General features: G+C 68.5%; 14 protein-coding genes and 5 pseudogenes. 13 read left to right on the top strand and 6 right to left on the bottom strand.

Going from position 1 to position 17491, the window contains the following annotated elements; translation table 11 throughout:
* Positions 1-5: 5 nt before the first annotated feature.
* From ABFB10_RS08560 to ABFB10_RS08545, 4 genes and pseudogenes are all read right to left on the bottom strand, one after another.
* Positions 6-383, bottom strand: a pseudogene (locus tag ABFB10_RS08560) (substrate-binding domain-containing protein); the annotation flags it as partial.
* A 246-nt stretch (positions 384-629) separates the two neighbouring features.
* On the bottom strand, positions 630-1676 hold the full coding sequence (locus ABFB10_RS08555; RefSeq protein WP_347166192.1) for an ABC transporter permease: 1047 nt from the start codon (positions 1674-1676) through the stop codon (positions 630-632).
* 16 nt (positions 1677-1692) lie between these two features.
* Entirely contained in the window at positions 1693-3243 is a 1551-nt protein-coding gene (locus ABFB10_RS08550; RefSeq protein ID WP_347166191.1) for a sugar ABC transporter ATP-binding protein, read from the bottom strand.
* Positions 3240-3893 carry a DUF2291 family protein gene (locus ABFB10_RS08545; protein ID WP_347166190.1) on the bottom strand — a complete coding sequence of 218 codons (654 nt, stop codon included), beginning with the start codon at positions 3891-3893 and terminating at the stop codon, positions 3240-3242. Before ABFB10_RS08545 ends, ABFB10_RS08550 begins: the two co-directional genes overlap by 4 nt.
* Before the next feature lie 399 nt (positions 3894-4292).
* Here ABFB10_RS08545 and ABFB10_RS08540 point away from each other — a divergent pair.
* From ABFB10_RS08540 to ABFB10_RS08515, 6 genes and pseudogenes are all read left to right on the top strand, one after another.
* Positions 4293-4586, top strand: a pseudogene (locus ABFB10_RS08540) (FGGY family carbohydrate kinase); the annotation flags it as partial.
* 67 nt (positions 4587-4653) lie between these two features.
* Positions 4654-4989: pseudogene (locus ABFB10_RS08535) on the top strand (FGGY family carbohydrate kinase); the annotation flags it as partial.
* 277 nt (positions 4990-5266) lie between these two features.
* Complete coding sequence (locus tag ABFB10_RS08530) at positions 5267-5869, top strand: FGGY-family carbohydrate kinase (protein WP_347167975.1); 603 nt, start codon at positions 5267-5269, stop codon at positions 5867-5869.
* Positions 5866-7375, top strand: a pseudogene (locus ABFB10_RS08525) (glycerol-3-phosphate dehydrogenase). The gene ABFB10_RS08530 and the pseudogene ABFB10_RS08525 overlap by 4 nt, the downstream one beginning before the upstream one ends.
* Entirely contained in the window at positions 7375-8307 is a 933-nt protein-coding gene (locus ABFB10_RS08520) for a sugar phosphate isomerase/epimerase family protein (RefSeq protein WP_347166189.1), read from the top strand. Before ABFB10_RS08525 ends, ABFB10_RS08520 begins: the two are co-directional and overlap by 1 nt.
* 82 nt (positions 8308-8389) lie before the next feature.
* Positions 8390-9343 carry a sugar-binding transcriptional regulator gene (locus ABFB10_RS08515; protein ID WP_347166188.1) on the top strand — a complete coding sequence of 318 codons (954 nt, stop codon included), beginning with the start codon at positions 8390-8392 and terminating at the stop codon, positions 9341-9343.
* A 358-nt stretch (positions 9344-9701) separates the two neighbouring features.
* Here ABFB10_RS08515 and fba read toward each other — a convergent pair whose 3' ends face one another.
* The gene (fba, locus tag ABFB10_RS08510) at positions 9702-10736 is read right to left on the bottom strand and encodes a class II fructose-bisphosphate aldolase (RefSeq protein WP_347166187.1); all 1035 of its coding nucleotides are present in this window, start codon (positions 10734-10736) and stop codon (positions 9702-9704) included.
* Between the two features lie 8 nt (positions 10737-10744).
* Positions 10745-11731 (bottom strand): class 1 fructose-bisphosphatase, encoded by a 987-nt coding sequence (locus tag ABFB10_RS08505; RefSeq protein WP_347166186.1) that lies wholly within the window; start codon positions 11729-11731, stop codon positions 10745-10747.
* Between the two features lie 125 nt (positions 11732-11856).
* Between ABFB10_RS08505 and ABFB10_RS08500 the strand changes: the two genes are divergently transcribed.
* From ABFB10_RS08500 to ABFB10_RS08475, 7 genes and pseudogenes are all read left to right on the top strand, one after another.
* A complete protein-coding gene (locus tag ABFB10_RS08500; protein WP_347166185.1) occupies positions 11857-12123 on the top strand; it encodes a DeoR family transcriptional regulator in 267 nt (88 codons plus the stop codon).
* Positions 12099-12632 carry a DeoR/GlpR family DNA-binding transcription regulator gene (locus ABFB10_RS08495; protein ID WP_347166184.1) on the top strand — a complete coding sequence of 178 codons (534 nt, stop codon included), beginning with the start codon at positions 12099-12101 and terminating at the stop codon, positions 12630-12632. The genes ABFB10_RS08500 and ABFB10_RS08495 overlap by 25 nt, the downstream gene beginning before the upstream one ends.
* A complete protein-coding gene (locus ABFB10_RS08490) occupies positions 12629-13396 on the top strand; it encodes a triose-phosphate isomerase (protein WP_347166183.1) in 768 nt (255 codons plus the stop codon). Before ABFB10_RS08495 ends, ABFB10_RS08490 begins: the two co-directional genes overlap by 4 nt.
* A gap of 4 nt (positions 13397-13400) precedes the next feature.
* A complete protein-coding gene (locus ABFB10_RS08485) occupies positions 13401-13856 on the top strand; it encodes an RpiB/LacA/LacB family sugar-phosphate isomerase (RefSeq protein WP_023848565.1) in 456 nt (151 codons plus the stop codon).
* A 165-nt stretch (positions 13857-14021) separates the two neighbouring features.
* Positions 14022-15539: an FGGY-family carbohydrate kinase gene (locus ABFB10_RS08480; RefSeq protein WP_347166182.1), complete on the top strand. Its 1518-nt coding sequence runs from the start codon at positions 14022-14024 to the stop codon at positions 15537-15539.
* Positions 15536-16009, top strand: a pseudogene (locus ABFB10_RS24045) (FAD-dependent oxidoreductase); the annotation flags it as partial. The gene ABFB10_RS08480 and the pseudogene ABFB10_RS24045, both read left to right, overlap by 4 nt.
* On the top strand, positions 15900-17180 hold the full coding sequence (locus tag ABFB10_RS08475; protein WP_430523039.1) for a glycerol-3-phosphate dehydrogenase/oxidase: 1281 nt from the start codon (positions 15900-15902) through the stop codon (positions 17178-17180). The pseudogene ABFB10_RS24045 and the gene ABFB10_RS08475, both read left to right, overlap by 110 nt.
* Positions 17181-17491: the final 311 nt, after the last annotated feature.

The raw sequence follows: 17491 nt of genomic DNA, 5'->3' as shown, positions 1-17491 counted from the left end.
GACAGAACGGTGTTGTAGCCGTTCGAGCGGGTCGCGGCGTTGTTGTCCGACGGGTTGCCGAAGAGCTCGACGAATTTGGCCTCGTCGCCGACCATTTCCTGCCATGCGACGGCACCGAGGGCCGCGCCCTGCGCGTTGTTCGACACCAGCTGCGCGATGGCGATGCCGCTTTCGTTGATCTCGGCGTTCACGAGGAAGACCGGGATCCCCGCGTCGGTGGCCTTGCGCACCACGCCGACGGAACCGTCCGCGTTGGCCGGGTCGAGGATGATGGCCTTGGCGCCGTTGGTGATGGCGGCGTCGATCAGGTTCGACTCGGTATTGGTGTCCCCCTTGTGCGCGGCGACGGTGGTCTCGTAGCCCAGTTCCTCGGCGGTGGTCACTGGCGACCTCGCCCTCGGTGAACCAGTAGGGGTTCGCCGGTTCGGTGACGATGATCGAGATCAGGCCCTGGTCCTGCGCCCGGGCCGATCCCGCCATCAGGGGCAGCGAGGCAGCAGCGGCCAGAAGGGCGCGTTTGGTGAAGGTCATCATGTGGTGGTCTCCCATTGGTTGGTCTTGGTGCCGATTCTGCGGCGGTTTATCCACGCCGGGGCTCCTCTCCCCTGACGGCGCAGGAAAGGGGGCGGTCAGGTCTTCTTCTTGCCGCCGTACTGGATCGAGTTCAGCATCACGGCCAGCACGATGACCGCGCCGGTAAAGACGGTCTGCCAGTAGGACGAGACGCCGATGATCACGAGCCCGTCGGACAGAAAGCCGATGACGAAGGCGCCCAGAAGCGTGCCGCGCACGGTGCCGCGCCCGCCCATCAGGCTGGCCCCGCCCACCACGACCGCGGCGATGGCGGTCAGCTCGTAGGTGGTGCCCGCGGTCGGCCCGGCAGAGGTCAGCTGCGACGACAGGACGAGGCCCGCGATGGCGGCGCACATGCCCGACAGCATGTAGACGATGATCTGCACCCGCTTGACCGGCACACCGGACAGTTCCGCCGCGCGCTCGTTCCCGCCCGAGGCATAGAGCCAGCGCCCGAAGGCGGTGCGCGACAGCAGAAGCCCGGCGGCCACGGCGACCAGCGCAAGGATGATCACGCCTACCGGCACGCCCGCGATGCGGTTGAAGCCCAGCCAGTCGAAGCCGGTATTGCCCAGGGAGGGGTCGCCCGACAGGTTGTTGAAGGTCAGGCCGTTGGTCATCAGCAGCGCCACGCCGCGCGCCACGTAGAGCGAGCCAAGGGTGGCCACGAAGGCGGGCACCTTGAAGAAGGCCACGAGGATGCCGTTGCAGAAGCCCACAAAGGCCCCCAGCGCCAGCGTCAGCACCACGACGGCCCAGACCGGCGGGTAGAGGATCACGCCCGCGGCCTCCAGCTCGACCCCCTGCATCAGGAAGCCCGCGAAGACCCCCGTCAGCCCGAGGACAGAGCCCACCGACAGGTCGATGCCGCCGTTCAGGATCACCAGCAGCATGCCGATGGCCAGAAGGCCGAAGATCGCCACGTGGTTGGCCATGATCAGGAAGTTCGACACGGTCGCGTAGTTCGGTGACAGCAGCGAGAAGGTGACGATGATCGCGATCAGCGCAAAGAAGGCGCGGCCCTCGAGCAGCAGGTGCATCAGGTTGAAACCGGATTTCTTCGCGGGGCTTTGCCCGGCGGCGGAAGTCGTTGTGTCCGTCATTCTTGGGTTCCTCCCGTCAGGCGACCAGGCTCTCGCCAGAGGCGGCCATGATCGCTTCTTTCGTCGTGTCGGATGAGAATTCGGCGGCGATCTTGCCGCGGCGCATCACGATGATCCGGTGCGCGATGGACAGGCATTCGCCCACCTCCGAGGTCGAGTAGACCACCGCCATGCCGCGCGCCGCGTGTTCGGCGAGGATGCGGAAGACCTCGGCCTTGGCGCCGATGTCGATGCCGCGCGACGGTTCGTCCAGCAGGATCACGTCGGGATGCGTCACCAGCATCTTGCCGATCACGACCTTCTGCTGGTTGCCGCCCGACAGCGAGCCGATGGGCGCGCCGGGGCCGTCGGTCTTGACCGTGACCTCCTTGATCGCGCCGTCGATGATCTTGCGCTCGGCCCTGAGGTTGGTGAACAGCCCCTTGGTGAAACGCCCGATCGAGGACAGCGACAGGTTGCGGCCCACGGTCATGGTCTGCACCAGCCCGTCGCGCTGCCGGTCCTCGGGAACCAGCACAAGGCCCGCCTCGATCCGCTGCGCGATGCCGAGGCCCCTGACCGACTGTCCGCTCAGCAGCACGTCGCCCGCGACCGGCTTCAGGCGGCCCGCGACGGTTTCCATCATCTCGGTGCGCCCGGCGCCCATCAGGCCGTAGATGCAGACGATCTCGCCCTTGCGGACGGTCAGGTCCATTGCGTCGACCGCAAGGCCCGCACCGGAATGCGAGGCGACGGACAGGCCCTTCAGCTCCAGCGCCGGGGCGCCGAAGGTCGATTGCGGGGGCGAACCAAGGTCGAAGTTCTCGCCGACCATGTTGCGCACGATCCATTCCAGATCGATCTCGGCGCGCGGGGCATAGGCGGTCATGACGCCGTCGCGCAGCACGACCGCGTGGTCGGTGATGGTCAGCGCCTCTTCGAGGTGGTGCGAGATGTAGACGATGCTGACGCCGCGCGCCTTGAGGTCGTGGATGACCTTGAACAGCACCTCGACCTCTGACGCCGACAGGGCCGAGGTCGGTTCGTCCATGATCAGGATGCGCGAGTTCACCGACAGGGCGCGGGCGATTTCCACGATCTGCTGCTGGCCAAGGCGCAGGTTCTCGACCGGGGTCAGCGGGTCGATGTCCTCTTCCAGTTCCGCCATCAGCGCGCGGGTCTGGCGGGCCTCTTCGGCGTAGTCCACGCCCATCGGCCCCATGATCTCGCGGCCCATGAAGATATTGTCGCGCACCGACATGTTGGGCGCCAGCGACAGCTCCTGGTGGATGATCGAAATGCCCAGCTCGCGCGCCTCGACGGTCGAGTTGATCTCGACCGGCTTGCCGTCGAGGATCAGCTCGCCGGACGAGGGCAGGTGCACGCCCGAGAGGATCTTCATCAGGGTCGATTTGCCCGCGCCGTTCTCGCCGAACAGCGTGGTGACCTGCCCGCGATGCACGTCGAAGTTGACACCCTTCAGGGCCTGCACGGCCCCGAAGGTCTTGGCGACATTGCGGGCGGCCAGAACGACCTCGGCCCGGTCGGGGCTGGCCTCGGGGGTTTCGTCGTGGATCGGGGTCTTCATTCCGCAACCTCGAGGCGGACGGGGGTCACCAGCCAGCTTTTCGGGTTGATCATGGTGAAGGCGCCGGTGACCGTGACGGTCTTGCCGGTCAGGGTATCGCGGTCGAGATCCGACAGCACCTCTGCGGACATGGCCCGGTTCAGAGCGGCACCGGCGTCCTGGAACTCGATCTGGTTGGTAAAGGCGCCAAAGACGATGTCGCCGGGAAAGTCGCGCAACTCGGTGCCGTTGATGGCGGGGCCGGTCTGCACGCGGATGGTCTGGCCGTCCGGCAGGTCGGGCACGGTCACGGCGAAGATGCCGGACTTGCCCTCGCCCAGGGTGCCGGTGAAGGTCACGGCCATCACCGGGAAGGCGCCCGCCTGAATGCCGTGATCCGCCACCGCGCCCGCCTTGTCGGCGGCCAGCTTGGTCACCAGCGCGGGCGCCTCTGCGGCGCGCTCCACGATGGCCTCGCGGATGCGGGGGAATTCTGCCGCGCCGAAACGGTCGGGATCGAAGGCCTGCTGGCGCAGGTCCTGTTCCGACCCGACGTGGACCACGGTGGTGTCGAGCGCGATGGCGACGAGAACGAGGGCCGCGCCCCCGCCAAGGATCAGGCTGCGGCGCGAGACCTTGCTGCGTGCTGCCGTGGTGCCGGTCATGGCCATGACGTGATGCCTCCTCAACCCTGTGTCGGGGTGCGCCCCGTTCCCGGGGGCTTGGTTCATGTCGGACGGGAAGTCGGCAACCTCTTGGGTGCGCGCATGAAATCCTCCCTCTCCACCAGCCCCGAAACTCCTCAATTCCCGGTGTCGGTCCCCGTTCGGGTCACCCCGGGTGCGGCGGATTGACAGGACCGTAATTGAAAAAAATTACTATGTCTGCAAAAAAATTCATGCACTGGTAAAATTTCGTGCTAAGCCTTGGGCGGGAAAACGGGGGTCATGCCTGCTTTGCGGGCATAGGTGAAACCGACCCGGTGACCGCCCGCAGCGGGGCGGCGACCAGATGACTAGAGGGAGGAAAGCCGTGCCGGACATGGTGGGATTTGCACGAGAGGGCAGGGGATGAGCGATTCGTCCGACCTGATCGTGGGCATCGACGCGGGGACCTCGGTCATCAAGGCGGTGGCCTTCACGCTGGGCGGTCGCCAGATCGCCGCCTCTGCCGTGCGCAACACCTATACGACAGGCGGCGACGGCGCCGCGACGCAATCCCTGACCCGCACATGGGCCGATTGCGCCGAGGCGCTGCGCGGCCTTGGCGAGAAGGTTCCGAAGCTCGCCGCCCGCTGCGCCGCCGTGGCGCTGACCGGGCAGGGTGACGGCACCTGGCTGGTGGGGCGCGAGGATGCGCCGGTGACCGACGCGTGGCTCTGGCTGGATGCGCGCGCCGCGCCGACGGTGAAGGCGCTGGCGAGCCGGCCCGATGAACCGCGCCCGGTTCGAGGCGACGGGCACCGGGCTGAACACCTGCCAGCAGGGCGCGCAGATGGCGCATATGCACCGCAGCTGCCCGGCGCTTCTGGACGCGGCAGAGGTGGCGCTGCACTGCAAGGACTGGCTGTACCTGCGGCTGACCGGGGTGCGGGCGACCGACCCTTCCGAGGCCTCCTTCACCTTCGGCGATTTCCGCACCCGCCAGTACAACGACACGGTGATCGAGGCGTTGGGCCTGACCGCGCGCCGCGCCCTGCTGCCCGAGATCCTCGACGGCACGCAGGTCACGCATCCGCTCAGCGCCGAGGCCGCGGCTTTGACCGGGCTGCGTGCGGGCACACCCGTCTCGCTGGGTTACGTCGACATGGTCATGACGGCGCTGGGTGCGGGCGTGCACACCGGCGATGCGGGCGCCGCCTGTTCGACCGTGGGCTCCACCGGTGTCCACATGCGGGCCGTGACCTCGGACGGGGTCCACCTGAACGCCGAGGGCACCGGCTACGTCATCTGCCTGCCGGTCCCCGGCCTCGTGACGCAGGTCCAGACCAACATGGCCGCCACGCTCAACATCGACTGGGCCACTGGCGCTCGCCGCCGACCTGATGGCGGAATTCGGGCCAGAGCCGTCGCACGCCGACCTCGTCGCCCATATCGACACATGGATGCTGAAGTCCAAGCCCGGCGCGCTGGTCTATCACCCCTATATCTCCGAGGCCGGAGAGCGCGGCCCCTTCGTCAACGCCGATGCCCGCGCCAGCCTTGTGGGCCTGAACGCCGGTCACCGCTTTGCCGACGTGATCCGCGCGGTGATCGAGGGGCTGGGGATGGCGGCGCGCGACTGCTACGCCGCGATGGGAGAGATGCCCGCCGAACTGCGCCTGACCGGCGGCGCCGCCCGCTCTGCCGCGCTGCGCCGCGTGCTGGCGGCCTCGCTGCACACGCCGGTGCGCGTCTCGGCCCGCGAAGAGGCGGGTGCGGCGGGCTGCGCCATGATGGCCGCCGTGGCCATCGGCGCCTATGGCGACATGGATGCCTGCATCGCCGACTGGGTCACGCCGCTGCTGGGCCAGCCGGAACAGCCGGACCCGGCGCTTGTCCCCCTCTACGACCGACTTTTCACCTCATACGCAGCATCGCGCAGCGCGCTGGCGCCCGTCTGGGACGGGCTCGCCGCCGCACGCGGCACGGAAGGAGCACACATATGACGGATATCCCCAAGGTCGATCTCTTCGTCATCGGCGGCGGCATCAACGGCGCGGGCATCGCGCGCGACGCGGCGGGGCGGGGCCTGTCGGTCGTGCTGGCCGAAAAGGACGATCTGGCCGAGGGCACCTCGTCCCGGTCGGGCAAGCTGGTGCACGGCGGGCTGCGTTACCTCGAATACTACGAGTTCCGGCTGGTCCGCGAGGCGCTGATCGAGCGCGAAGTGCTGATGAAGAACGCCCCGCACATCATCTGGCCGATGCGCTTCGTCCTGCCGCACAGCCCGCAGGACCGGCCCGCCTGGCTGGTGCGGCTGGGGCTGTTCCTTTACGACCACCTCGGCGGGCGCAAGAAGCTGCCCGGCACCCGCACGCTGGACCTGCGGCGCGATCCCGAGGGCGCGGCGATCAAGGACCAGTATACCCGGGGCTTCGAGTATTCCGACTGCTGGGTGGACGATGCGCGGCTGGTGGTGCTGAACGCCGTCGATGCGGCAGAGCGCGGCGCCACGGTGCTGACCCGCTCGCCCTGCATCTCGGCGCGGCGCGAGGGTGGTGTCTGGCACGTCACCACGTGCAACTCTGTCACCGGCGAGACGCAGGAGTTCCAGGCCAAGGTTCTGGTCAATGCCGCCGGTCCACTGGGTGACGGATGTGGTGACCCGCGTCGCAGGGTCGAACAGCGCGCGCAATGTGCGGCTGGTCAAGGGCAGCCACATCATCGTGCCGAAGTTCTGGAAGGGCGAGAACGCCTATCTTGTGCAGAACCACGACAAGCGGGTGATCTTCATCAACCCCTACGAGCGCGACAAGGCGCTGATCGGCACCACCGACATCGCCTACGAGGGCCGCGCCGAGGAGGTGACGGCGGACGAGAGCGAAATCCAGTACCTGCTGGACGCCGTGAACCGCTACTTCAAGGAAGAGCTGACCCGCGAGGACGTGGAAACCACCTTCTCGGGCGTGCGGCCGCTGTTCGACGACGGGCAGGGCAACCCCTCTGCGGTGACGCGGGACTATGTCTTCGACGTGGACGAGACCGGCGGCGCGCCGCTGCTGAACATCTTCGGCGGCAAGATCACCACCTTCCGCGAGCTGGCAGAGCGGGGCATGCACAAGCTGGACCGCTTCTTCCCGCAGATGGGCAAGGACTGGACAGAGGATGCGCCGCTGCCGGGCGGCGACCTCGAAAACGCCGATTACGAGCAGTTCCGCAATACGATGAAGCGTGACTACCCCTGGATGCCGCGCGAATTGCGCCGCCACTACGGGCGTTGCTACGGCAGCCGCGTGCGGCAGATCGCGGGCGAGGCGAGGTCCTTGGACGGGCTGGGCCGCCACTTCGGCGGGCAGCTTTACGAGGCCGAGGTGCGCTATCTGGTGGATTACGAATGGGCGCAGACCGCCGAGGATATCCTCTGGCGCCGCACCAAGCACCGGCTGCACCTGACCGAGGACCAGCAGCGCGCCTTCACCGACTGGTTCGACACAAGGGCGGAGGCGGCGTGATGGCTCTGACACTTTCGCTCAACACCAACCCGCTGGTGAACCGCTACGCCGATCCCGACGACCTGATCGACGCCATCGCCCGCGACATCCGCATCCGCGACATCCAGCTGACGCATGAGTTCATCAACCCCTCGTGGCCCGCGCCGGTGATCCGCCGCCTGACCCGCCAGATGGACCGCGCCCTGCAGCGCACCGGCGCCCGCGTGACCTCGGGCATGACGGGGCCCTACGGGCGGCTCAACCACTTCGGCCACCCGGACGCGGACGTGCGGCGCTACTACGTCGACTGGTTCAAGAGTTTCGCCGACATCACCGCCGACCTTGGCGGCGTCTCGGTGGGCACGCAGTTCGCGATCTTCACCTACCGCGACTACGACGACCCGGCTCGCCGCGAAGAGCTGATCCAGATCGCCATCGACTGCTGGGCCGAGGTGGCCGAGCACGCCAAGGCTGCCGGATTGCAGTACGTCTACTGGGAGCCGATGAGCGTGGGCCGAGAGTTCGGCGAAACGATCGCGGAATGCATGAAGCTGCAGGACCGCCTGACCGCTGCCGACATGGCCGTGCCGATGTGGATGATGGCCGATATCGACCACGGCGACGTGACCAGCCCCAACCCCGACGACACCGACCCCTATGCCTGGGCGCGGGCGGTGCCCAAGGTCAGCCCGATCATCCACATCAAGCAGTCGATGATGGACAAGTCCGGCCACCGGCCCTTTACCAAGCAGTTCAACGAAAAGGGCGCGATCCAGCCGGAACCGCTGCTGAAGGCCTTTGCCGAGGGCGGGGCGGTGGACAACGAGATCTGTCTCGAACTCAGCTTCAAGGAGCGTGAGCCCAATGACCGGCAGGTGATCGAACAGATCGCTGAAAGCGTGGCCTTCTGGGCGCCGCATATCGACAGCGGCGCGGATGATCTGAAGGTCTGAGCCTTGGCAATGGACGATAAGCCAGAGAGCGTAATAAAAGACGGCAAGGCGGCGTGACCGCCCGCCGAGGGGAGGAAGGCATATGGCAAAGGACAGAGCCGTCGTGGATGGCGAGCGGTCTCTGGCGATCCGTGCCGCATGGCTTCACTACGTCGGCGGCCTGCGGCAGGCCGAGGTCGCCAAGCGGCTGGGCGTGCCCTCGGTCAAGGCGCACAGGCTGATCCAGCGCGCGGTTGCCGAGGGGGCGGTCAAGGTTTCCATCGAGGGCGATATCGTCGAGTGCATCGAGCTGGAGCAGGCGCTTTGCGCGCGCTACGGGCTGGACACCTGCGAAGTCGCCCCGGATCTGGAAGAAGAGGGCATGCCGCTGCGCGCGCTGGGTCTGACCGGCGCGACATGGCTGAAACGCTGGCTGGAAAGCGGCGAAGAGACCACCATCGGCATCAGCCACGGGCGCAGCCTCTCCGCCGTCGTGCAGGCGATGCCGCGCATGGCGCTGCCGGATCAGCGCTTCGTCTCGCTGCTGGGCGGGCTGACGCGGAACTTCGCCGCCAACCCGCATGACGTGATGCACCTGCTGGCGGAGCGCACCGGCGCGCGGGCCTACGTGATGCCGGTGCCCTTCTTCGCCAATTCCTGCGAGGACCGCGAGGTGCTCTTGTCCCAGCGCGGCGTGTCCGAGGTCATGCAGCTGGCCGAAAGCGCGCCGCTGAAGCTGGTGGGCGTGGGATCGGCGGACAAGCAGGCGCAGCTTGTGGTCTCTGGCCTGATCGAGCCGTCGGAGATCGAGGCGATTTCCTCGACCGGGGGCGTGGGCGAGATGCTGGGCCATTTCTTCGACCGCGATGGCGGCTATATCGCCACGCCGCTGACGGCGCGCACCGTGGCGGTGTCGCTGCGCGAACGGCGCGAGGACCGGATCGTGGCGCTGGCCGGTGGGCCGGAGAAGGTCGAGCCGCTGCGCGCGGTGCTGAACAGCCGGAGGCTCTCCGGGCTGATCACCGACGAAAAGACCGCGCGGGCGCTGCTGGACTGATCGCAGGGGCGGGGGCGCAGGGGCCGGTCAAGCGCCGACCCTGCCGCAGGCGCCAAGGCCTTGGTGCGCCCTGTCCGGCGCGCATGAAGGGGGCATCCCCTGGCAACGCGGATGCAGCCCTTGCCACCAAGCGCGCACTCTCCCTCATCAGGCACGCACCCTTTGGCGTTGGGGGCGCAGCCTCCACCATCGAGCACAGACATTCCGCTATCGAGCGTGCCTTCTCTTGCATCGCGGGTGCGCTCTGCGGTGTTGTGGAGGCATTCCCCGGCGTTGAAGGTGCATCGTCCGGCAAGGAGGACGCACTCTTCGGCAAGCAAGAAAGCGCGCCGCCTCGGTCGGCGGCGCGCCTGTGGGGTCAGTAGGCGGCGGCCATGGTGGCCAGAGAGCGCACGCGGATCTTCTCGGCCTGACCGGCGGTGCCGAAGGCCTCGAACTTCTCGATGCACTGGGCCGCCATCGCGTCCATCGCGGGCTTCAGGTACTTGCGCGGGTCGAACTCGGCGGGGGCCGAGACCAGCGTCTTGCGGATCGCCGAGGTCGCGGCCAGCCGCAGGTCGGTGTCGATGTTCACCTTGCGCACGCCGTGCTGGATGCCGCGCCGGATCTCCTCCAGCGGCACACCCCATGTCGGTTTGATGTCGCCGCCGAATTCGTTGATCAGCAGCCGCAGCTCTTCCGGCACCGAGGACGAGCCATGCATGACGAGGTGCGTGTTGGGCAGCCGCTTGTGGATCGCCTCGATCACCTCCATCGCCAGCACGTCGCCATCCGGCTGGCGAGAGAATTTATACGCCCCGTGCGAGGTGCCCATGGCCACCGCCAGCGCGTCAACGCCGGTTTCGGCCACGAAACGCTCTGCCTCTTCGGGGTCGGTCAGAAGCTGGTCGTGCGACAGCTTTTCCGTCGCGCCATGGCCGTCCTCCTGGTCGCCCATGCCGGTCTCGAGCGAGCCCAGAACGCCCAGCTCCCCCTCGACCGAGACGCCAGCCGCATGGGCCATGTCCACAACCGCCTTGGTCACCGCGACGTTGTAGGCGTAGTCGGCGGGGGTGCTGCCGTCTTCCTTCAGCGAGCCGTCCATCATCACAGAGGTAAAGCCGTGCTGGATCGCCGTCACGCAGGTCGCAAGGTTGTTGCCGTGGTCGAGGTGCATGCAGACGGGGATATGCGGGTAGATCTCGACCAGCGCGTCGATCAGCTTGGCCAGCACCACGTCGTTGGCATAGGCGCGCGCGCCGCGGCTGGCCTGCAGGATCACCGGCGCGCCGGTGCGGTCGGCGGCGGCCATGATGGCCAGACCCTGCTCCATGTTCGACATGTTGAAGGCGGGCACGGCATAGCCGTTCTCTGCGGCGTGATCCAGAAGCTGGCGAAGGGTGATGCGGGCCATGGGGCCTCCTAGCGGTTGAGGGTGTCGAGCAGGGCGGTCATCTCGCCGCTGCTGCCGAAATAAAGCGGGGTGCGGTCGTGCAGGTGCTCCGGCACGCGGTCGAGGATCGGGCCAGCGCCGTCCGAGGCGATGCCGCCCGCCTGCTCGATCAGATAGGCGATGGGGAAGGCCTCGTAGGCGAGGCGCAGGAAGCCTTCTGTATAGGCGGGGCGCGTGTCGGCGGGGTACATGAAGACGCCGCCCTGCCGCAGGATGCGGTGCAGGTCGCCCACCGCCGCCGCGATCCAGCGCATGTTGAAATCCTTGCCGCGCGGCCCGTCCTTGCCCGCGATCAGCCCGTCGATGTAGCCGCGCAGCGGCCCGGGCCAGCGGCGGTGGTTCGAGGCGTTGAAGGCCACGGTCGCGGTCTCGGGCTTCACCCGCACATCGGGCGCGTCGACGTGGTACATGCCGCTGACCGGGTCGAGCGCGGCAATCGCCACGCCCCGGCCCGTCGAGAACCCGAAATCGACGCTGTGCCCGAAGGACACGTAGCAGGCGGCCACCATCTCGCGGCCCCTGCGCAGGAAGGTCTCGCCCGCCGGGAAGATCGCGAACAGCGCGCCAAGGGGCGCCCCGATGCCGATGCTGCCCGAGCCGTCGATCGGGTCCATGGCGATGTCGTATTGGCCCTCGGGGTTCAGGGTCTCGACCGCGTCGGCCTCTTCCGACAGCACGTTGCGCACGGACAGGCCCCGGAACAGCGCAAGGAAGTGGTCATGCGCCGCCATGTCCAGCGCCTTCTGCTTGTCACCCGAGTCGTTGACGCCCACCACGGCGGTCGGGTCGCCGGTCAGGCGCCCCTGTGCCAGCCGCAGGGCCACCGCGACGCTGCCCTCGGCAATCGCCTCGATCAGGCGCGCCAGCTCGCGTTCGGTCCCCTGCTGTTGCAGGTGCTGGGCCAGAACCGGGGCCGTGATCGGCGCGTCCTCCGCGCAAGCCAGTGGCGTATCCATGGGTGTCCTCCGTGTTTGAGGCAGCGATAACGCGCGCCTCCGTGCATCACAACAAAAAATCACAAGATCACATAATTGACGTTACCTTTGTGATCTGCAATGTTAGCGCTCAAGGAGGATCCCCGGTGAAACGCGACGACCGACAACAGGCGATCATGGACCTGCTGGTCTCTGACGGAGAGGTGGAGCTTGACGCCCTCGCCGACCGCTTCGCCGTGTCCCGCATGACCATTCACCGCGACCTCGACGAGCTGGAGGGCGGGGGCTTCTGCGCAAGATCCGGGGCGGGGCGACCATCGCCTCGGGCACCCGTTTCGAAAGCGACTTCCGCCTGCGCGAGCGGCAGGGCGAGCCCGCCAAGACCGCCATGGCCGAGGCCGCGCTGGCGCTGATCGAACCCGGCATGACGGTGATGATCAACGACGGCTCCATGGCCGCGATCCTCGGGCGCATGTGCGTGGCGCGGCGCCCGCTGACGGTGATCACCAACAACGCCGCCGTGCTGGACGCGCTGCGCGGCGAGGCGGGGATCACGCTGATCGCGCTGGGGGGCACCTATTCGGCGAAGTTCAACGCCTACCTCGGCAAGGTGGCCGAGGATGCCATCGCCCGGCTGCGCGCCGACATCTGCTTTATCTCTTCGCCGACCGTGTCCGGCCTTGAGGTCTTTCACATGGACGACGACGTGCTGCGGGTGAAGCGCGCCATGATCGATGCCGCCGCGACGCGCGTCCTGCTGGTGAACCACGCGCGCTTCGGCCATGCCGCGCTGCACCGGCTGGCGGGGCTGGACGAGTTCGACCACATCATCACCGACCGCGCCCCCGCCCGCGACACCCTCGACGCCCTGGCGCGGGCCGGGCTGACCCTGACCCTCGCAGACAAGGACCAAGCCGCATGAGCCAATTCTGGATCGGCACAAGCTGGAAGATGAACAAGACGCTGGCCGAGGCGCAGGCCTTCGCACAGGGTCTGGCGGCGGCGGATGACACCCGCGACCCGCGCATCCAGCGCTTCGTGATCCCGCCCTTCACCGCCGTGCGCGAAGTGGCCGCGATGCTTTCGGGCGCCTCGGTCAAGGTCGGCGCGCAGAACATGCACTGGGCTGATGCGGGCGCATGGACGGGCGAGGTCTCGGCCCCGATGCTGGTCGATTGCGGGCTGGATATCGTCGAGCTTGGCCATTCGGAACGGCGCGAGCATTTCGGCGAGACCGACGAGACGGTGGGCCTGAAGACCGAAAGCGCCGTGCGCCACGGGCTGATCCCGCTGATCTGCATCGGCGAGACGCTGCAAGAGCGCGAATCCGGTCGCGCGCAAGAGGTGCTGGCCCAGCAGGTGCGCGGCGCCCTGGGCAAGCTGTCGGACGGTCAGAAGGGCGCCGAGATCCTGCTGGCCTATGAGCCCGTCTGGGCCATCGGCGAAAACGGCATCCCCGCCACCTCGGATTATGCCGATGCGCGGCAGGCCGAGATCATCGCCGTGGCCGAGGAGGTTCTGGGCCGCCGCATCCCCTGCCTCTACGGCGGCTCGGTCAACCCGGGCAACTGCGAGGAGCTGATTCAATGCCCGCATATCGACGGGCTGTTCATCGGGCGTTCCGCCTGGAGCGTCGAGGGCTACCTCGACATCCTCGCCAAATGCGCCGCAACCCTGAAAGGATAACACCATGAAAGTCGCAATCGCCGGAGACAGCGCAGGCGAAGGCCTGGCCAAGACGCTCGCCGACCACCTTGGCGCCAAATACGAGGTGTCGGAAATCTCGCGCACCGATGCGGGCCCCGATGCCTTCTACGCCAACCTCTCGGACCGCGTGGCCAGCGCCGTTCTGGCCGGTGAATACGACCGCGCCATCCTTGTCTGCGGCACCGGCATCGGGGTCGCCATGTCGGCCAACAAGATCCCCGGCATCCGCGCCGCGCAGTGCCACGACACCTATTCCGCCGCCAAGGCATCCACCTCGAACAATGCGCAGATCATCACCATGGGTGCGCGGGTGATCGGGGCAGAGCTGGCGAAGGACATCGCAGAGGCCTTCCTGTCGACCGCTTTCGACCCCGAGGGCCGCTCGGCGGGCAACGTGCAGGCGATCAACGACGTCGACGCGAAATACAACAAGGCATGACGTCACGGCACTGCGTGCCGCACCCCCTTTGCGGGGCGAAATTTAACATATGTCAATCCGCGTGAACGACCGGATTCACACAGATCGGGGTGCGCGCGCCCCGGTAGCGCCGGGACCCTGACCCCTCCTCCCCGGGGTCCCGGCAAACCTCTCCCGGAGATCCCCATGAGCCGCATTCTCGCCATCGACAGCGGGCTGACCGTCACCAAGGCGGTGGTCTTCGACCTTGCGGGCCGCCCCCGCGGCGTGGCGCGCCGGAACCTTGCGCAGATCATGCCCGCGCCGCGCCGGGTGGAACGCGACATGCAGGACTTCTGGCGCCAGACCGCAGAGGCGGTGCGCGAGGCGCTTGAGGTCAGCGGCACCGCCCCCGGGGACATCCTCTGCGTCGCGGCCACGGCCCATGGCGACGGCATCTACCTGCTGGACAAGGCCGGGGCACCGCTGGGCAAGGGCATCCTCTCTCTGGACAGCCGGGCCGAGGCCGTGGTGGCGGGCTGGGCGGCCACCGACCTGCCCGACCGCGCGCTGGCCCGGACCGGGCAGGCGCCGCATGTCTCGGCGCCCTCGGCGCTGCTGGCGTGGATGATGGCGGAAGAGCCGGAGCGTTTCGCCCGCATCAGCCATATCCTCGCCTGCAAGGACTGGCTGCGCTATTGCCTCTGCGGCGTCATCGGCACCGACCGGACAGAGGCCAGCACCTCTTTCACCGACGTCAGGACGCAGGAGTGGTCCGCAGCGGCGCTGGATCTCTACGGGCTGGGCGCGCTGCGCCATGCCCTGCCAGAGGCCGCGCATTCGGCGGAGGTTGTGGGCCAGGTGACGCCCGAGGCCGCCGCGCTGACCGGGCTGGCACAGGGCACGCCGGTCGCGGCGGGGCTGCATGACGTCACCGCCTCGACGCTGGGCATCGGTGCCCATAGGTCCGGCGTGATCGGCGTCGTCGCGGGCACCTATTCGATCAACGAGGCCGTCTCGGACGCCCCCAAAACAGACGCGCGCTGGTTCTGCCGCAACGCAATTCAGCCCGGGCAGTGGAATTCCATGTCCATCTCGCCCGCCTCGACCACCAATTACGACTGGTTCCTCGATACGCTCTGCGCGTCAGAGCGCGCCGCCAAGGGCGCCGCGATCCATGCCGACCTGACGCCGGAAATCGAGGCCGCCCTCGCGCGGCCCTCGCCGATCCTCTACCACCCCTATCTCTTCGGCTCGCCCATGGGCGCGGCCCCCAGCGCCGGGTTCCTTGGCCTGCGCGGCTGGCACGGGCGCGGCGACATGCTGGCGGCGCTGCTGGAAGGCATCGCCTTCAACCACCGCCAGCACGTCGAGGCGCTGCGCGACGGTTTCGGCGGGGACGTGGCCCGCCTGACCGGCGGCGCCTCGCGCAACCCGCTGGTGGCGCGGCTGTTTGCGGATGTGCTGAACATGCCGGTGACGGTCACGGATACCGACGAGGCCGCCGCCCGGGGCGCGGCGCTCTGTGCCGGGGCCGCCGTGGGCGCCTTCGCGCGCTTCGATGCCGATCCGCGCGACCTGTCGGATGCGGTGACCCACCGGCCCGACCCCGGGCGCGCCGCCCATTACCAAGCCCGCTACGAGGTCTTCCGTGCCGTGGCCGCGGACCTGTCGCACACCTACGACCGGCTCAATGCGCTGGAAACCATGGAGCGCGGGGCATGAGCGAGGCTTTCGACGTTGTCATCATCGGCGCGGGTGTGAACGGCGCGGGGCTGTACCGCGACCTCTGCGCGCAGGGCCTGCGCTGCCTGATCCTGGACAAGGGCGACTTTGGCTCGGGCACCTCCGCCGCGCCGTCGCGGCTGATCCATGGCGGGCTGAAGTACCTCGAAACCGGCGAGCTTCGGCTGGTGGCCGAGTCCACCTACGAGCGCAACCTGCTGTTGCGCAATGCGCCGCATCTGGTGAAGCCGCTGCCGACTCTGCTGCCGATCTTCTCTTGGACCGGGGGATCGGGGCGGCGCTGCGCACGCTGCTGGGGTCGACCACCGCGCCGCGCAGCCGGGGGCTTTGCTGGTGAAGATGGGGCTGGCGATGTACGACTTCTACGGGCGCCGGGCGCGGGTCATGCCGCGCCACCGGATGTTCTCGCGCGCCCGCGCGCTGGAGGAAGTGCCCGCCCTGACGCCGCGCATTGCCGCCGTGGGCCGCTACCACGATGCCACCGTGACCGCGCCCGAGCGGCTGGTGCTGGAACTGGTGCAGGACGGGACGCGGCTGTCGCCGGGCTCCGAGGCGCTGAACTGGACGGCGCTGACCGGGCGCAGCGGCGCGGTGCTGCATCTGGACGGTCCCGACGGGGTGCGGGAGGTGACCGCGCGGCTGGTGGTCAACGCCGCCGGGCCATGGATCGACAGCGTCAACCGCGCGCTGGCCATGCCGCTGCCCCGGCAGATCGGCGGCACAAAGGGGTCGCATATCCTGCTGGATCACCCCGAATTGCTGCGCCAGCTGGATGGCCGGATGATCTATTTCGAGGGCAACGACGGGCGCATCCTGCTGGTCTTCCCCTATCACGGGCGGGCGCTGGTGGGGTCCACCGACATCCCGGCCGAGGATCCCGACCAGGCCGTCTGCACACCCGAAGAGGTGGCCTATTTCATCGGCGCCCTGCGCGACCTGCTGCCGGGGCTGCGCTTCGACGAGGGTCAGATCGTCTATGCCTACGCGGGCATCCGGCCGCTGCCGAACTCGGAAGGGGTGGCGCCGGGGCTGATCAGCCGCGACCACTCGGCGCCGGTGGCGGAGCCCGAGGGCGACCGCCCCTTCCCGGTGATCGCGCTGATCGGCGGCAAGTGGACGACCTTCCGCGCCTTCTCTGCCGAGGTGGCCGACAGCGTGCTGAAGCGGCTGGGCCATCCGCGCCGACAGGGCACGGATACGCTGCGCATCGGCGGCGGGCAGGGCATGCCGGACGCGGCAGCGCGCGGGGACTGGATCGCCGAGGCCTCTGCGGCGACCGGGGCGGACCCCGGGCGTGTGGCCCTGCTGCTGGACCGCTATGGGGCCACGGCCCGCGCGGTGGCCGCCGAAGAGGGCGCCGACCCGGTGCTGCTGGGGGGCACGGATACCTCGGAAGGCGAGATCCGCCACATTGCCCGGGTCGAGCAGGTCGTGCATCTGGAAGACATCGTCCTGCGCCGCACCACGCTGGGGGTGACCGGACAGGCCTCGCGCGCCGTGATCGCCCGGGTCGCCGAGGTCGCCGGTGCGGCACTGGGCTGGGACGCGGCGCGGCGCGGCGAGGAGGTCGCGGCCTGCACGGAAACCCTGACACGCCGCCACAACGCCCCGCCGTCCTGAGCGGACCCGGCGCCCCGTGGGAGCGCGATCCCTGTGGCTGTCCTCGGAAGAGCAGGCCGACCGCGCTGGCGCGGGTGAAGTCTCCCGAGCTTTCCCTTTTGTTGCGCGACGCCCGCCCGACGGCATCGTCGGGCCACGCCGGTCCGCCCCCACGGGGCGGCGCTAAAAGTCGAGGGTAGTCCGGGCCTCGGTGCGTGTTTTGGAAAGGCCCCCGCACAGGAAAAAGCCCGACGCAGGGATGCGTCGGGCTGAAGGGATGCCGCTTCTCATCGCATCGCCAGTACCCCGCCAGGCCTTCAGGGCGTTCGGGA

The organism is Ponticoccus litoralis, from assembly GCF_039769985.1.
Classification (GTDB): Bacteria; Pseudomonadota; Alphaproteobacteria; order Rhodobacterales; family Rhodobacteraceae; genus Ponticoccus; species Ponticoccus litoralis.
The sequence above is the reverse complement of the archived record's forward strand: the minus strand, read 5'-3'. Positions and strand labels throughout refer to the sequence as shown.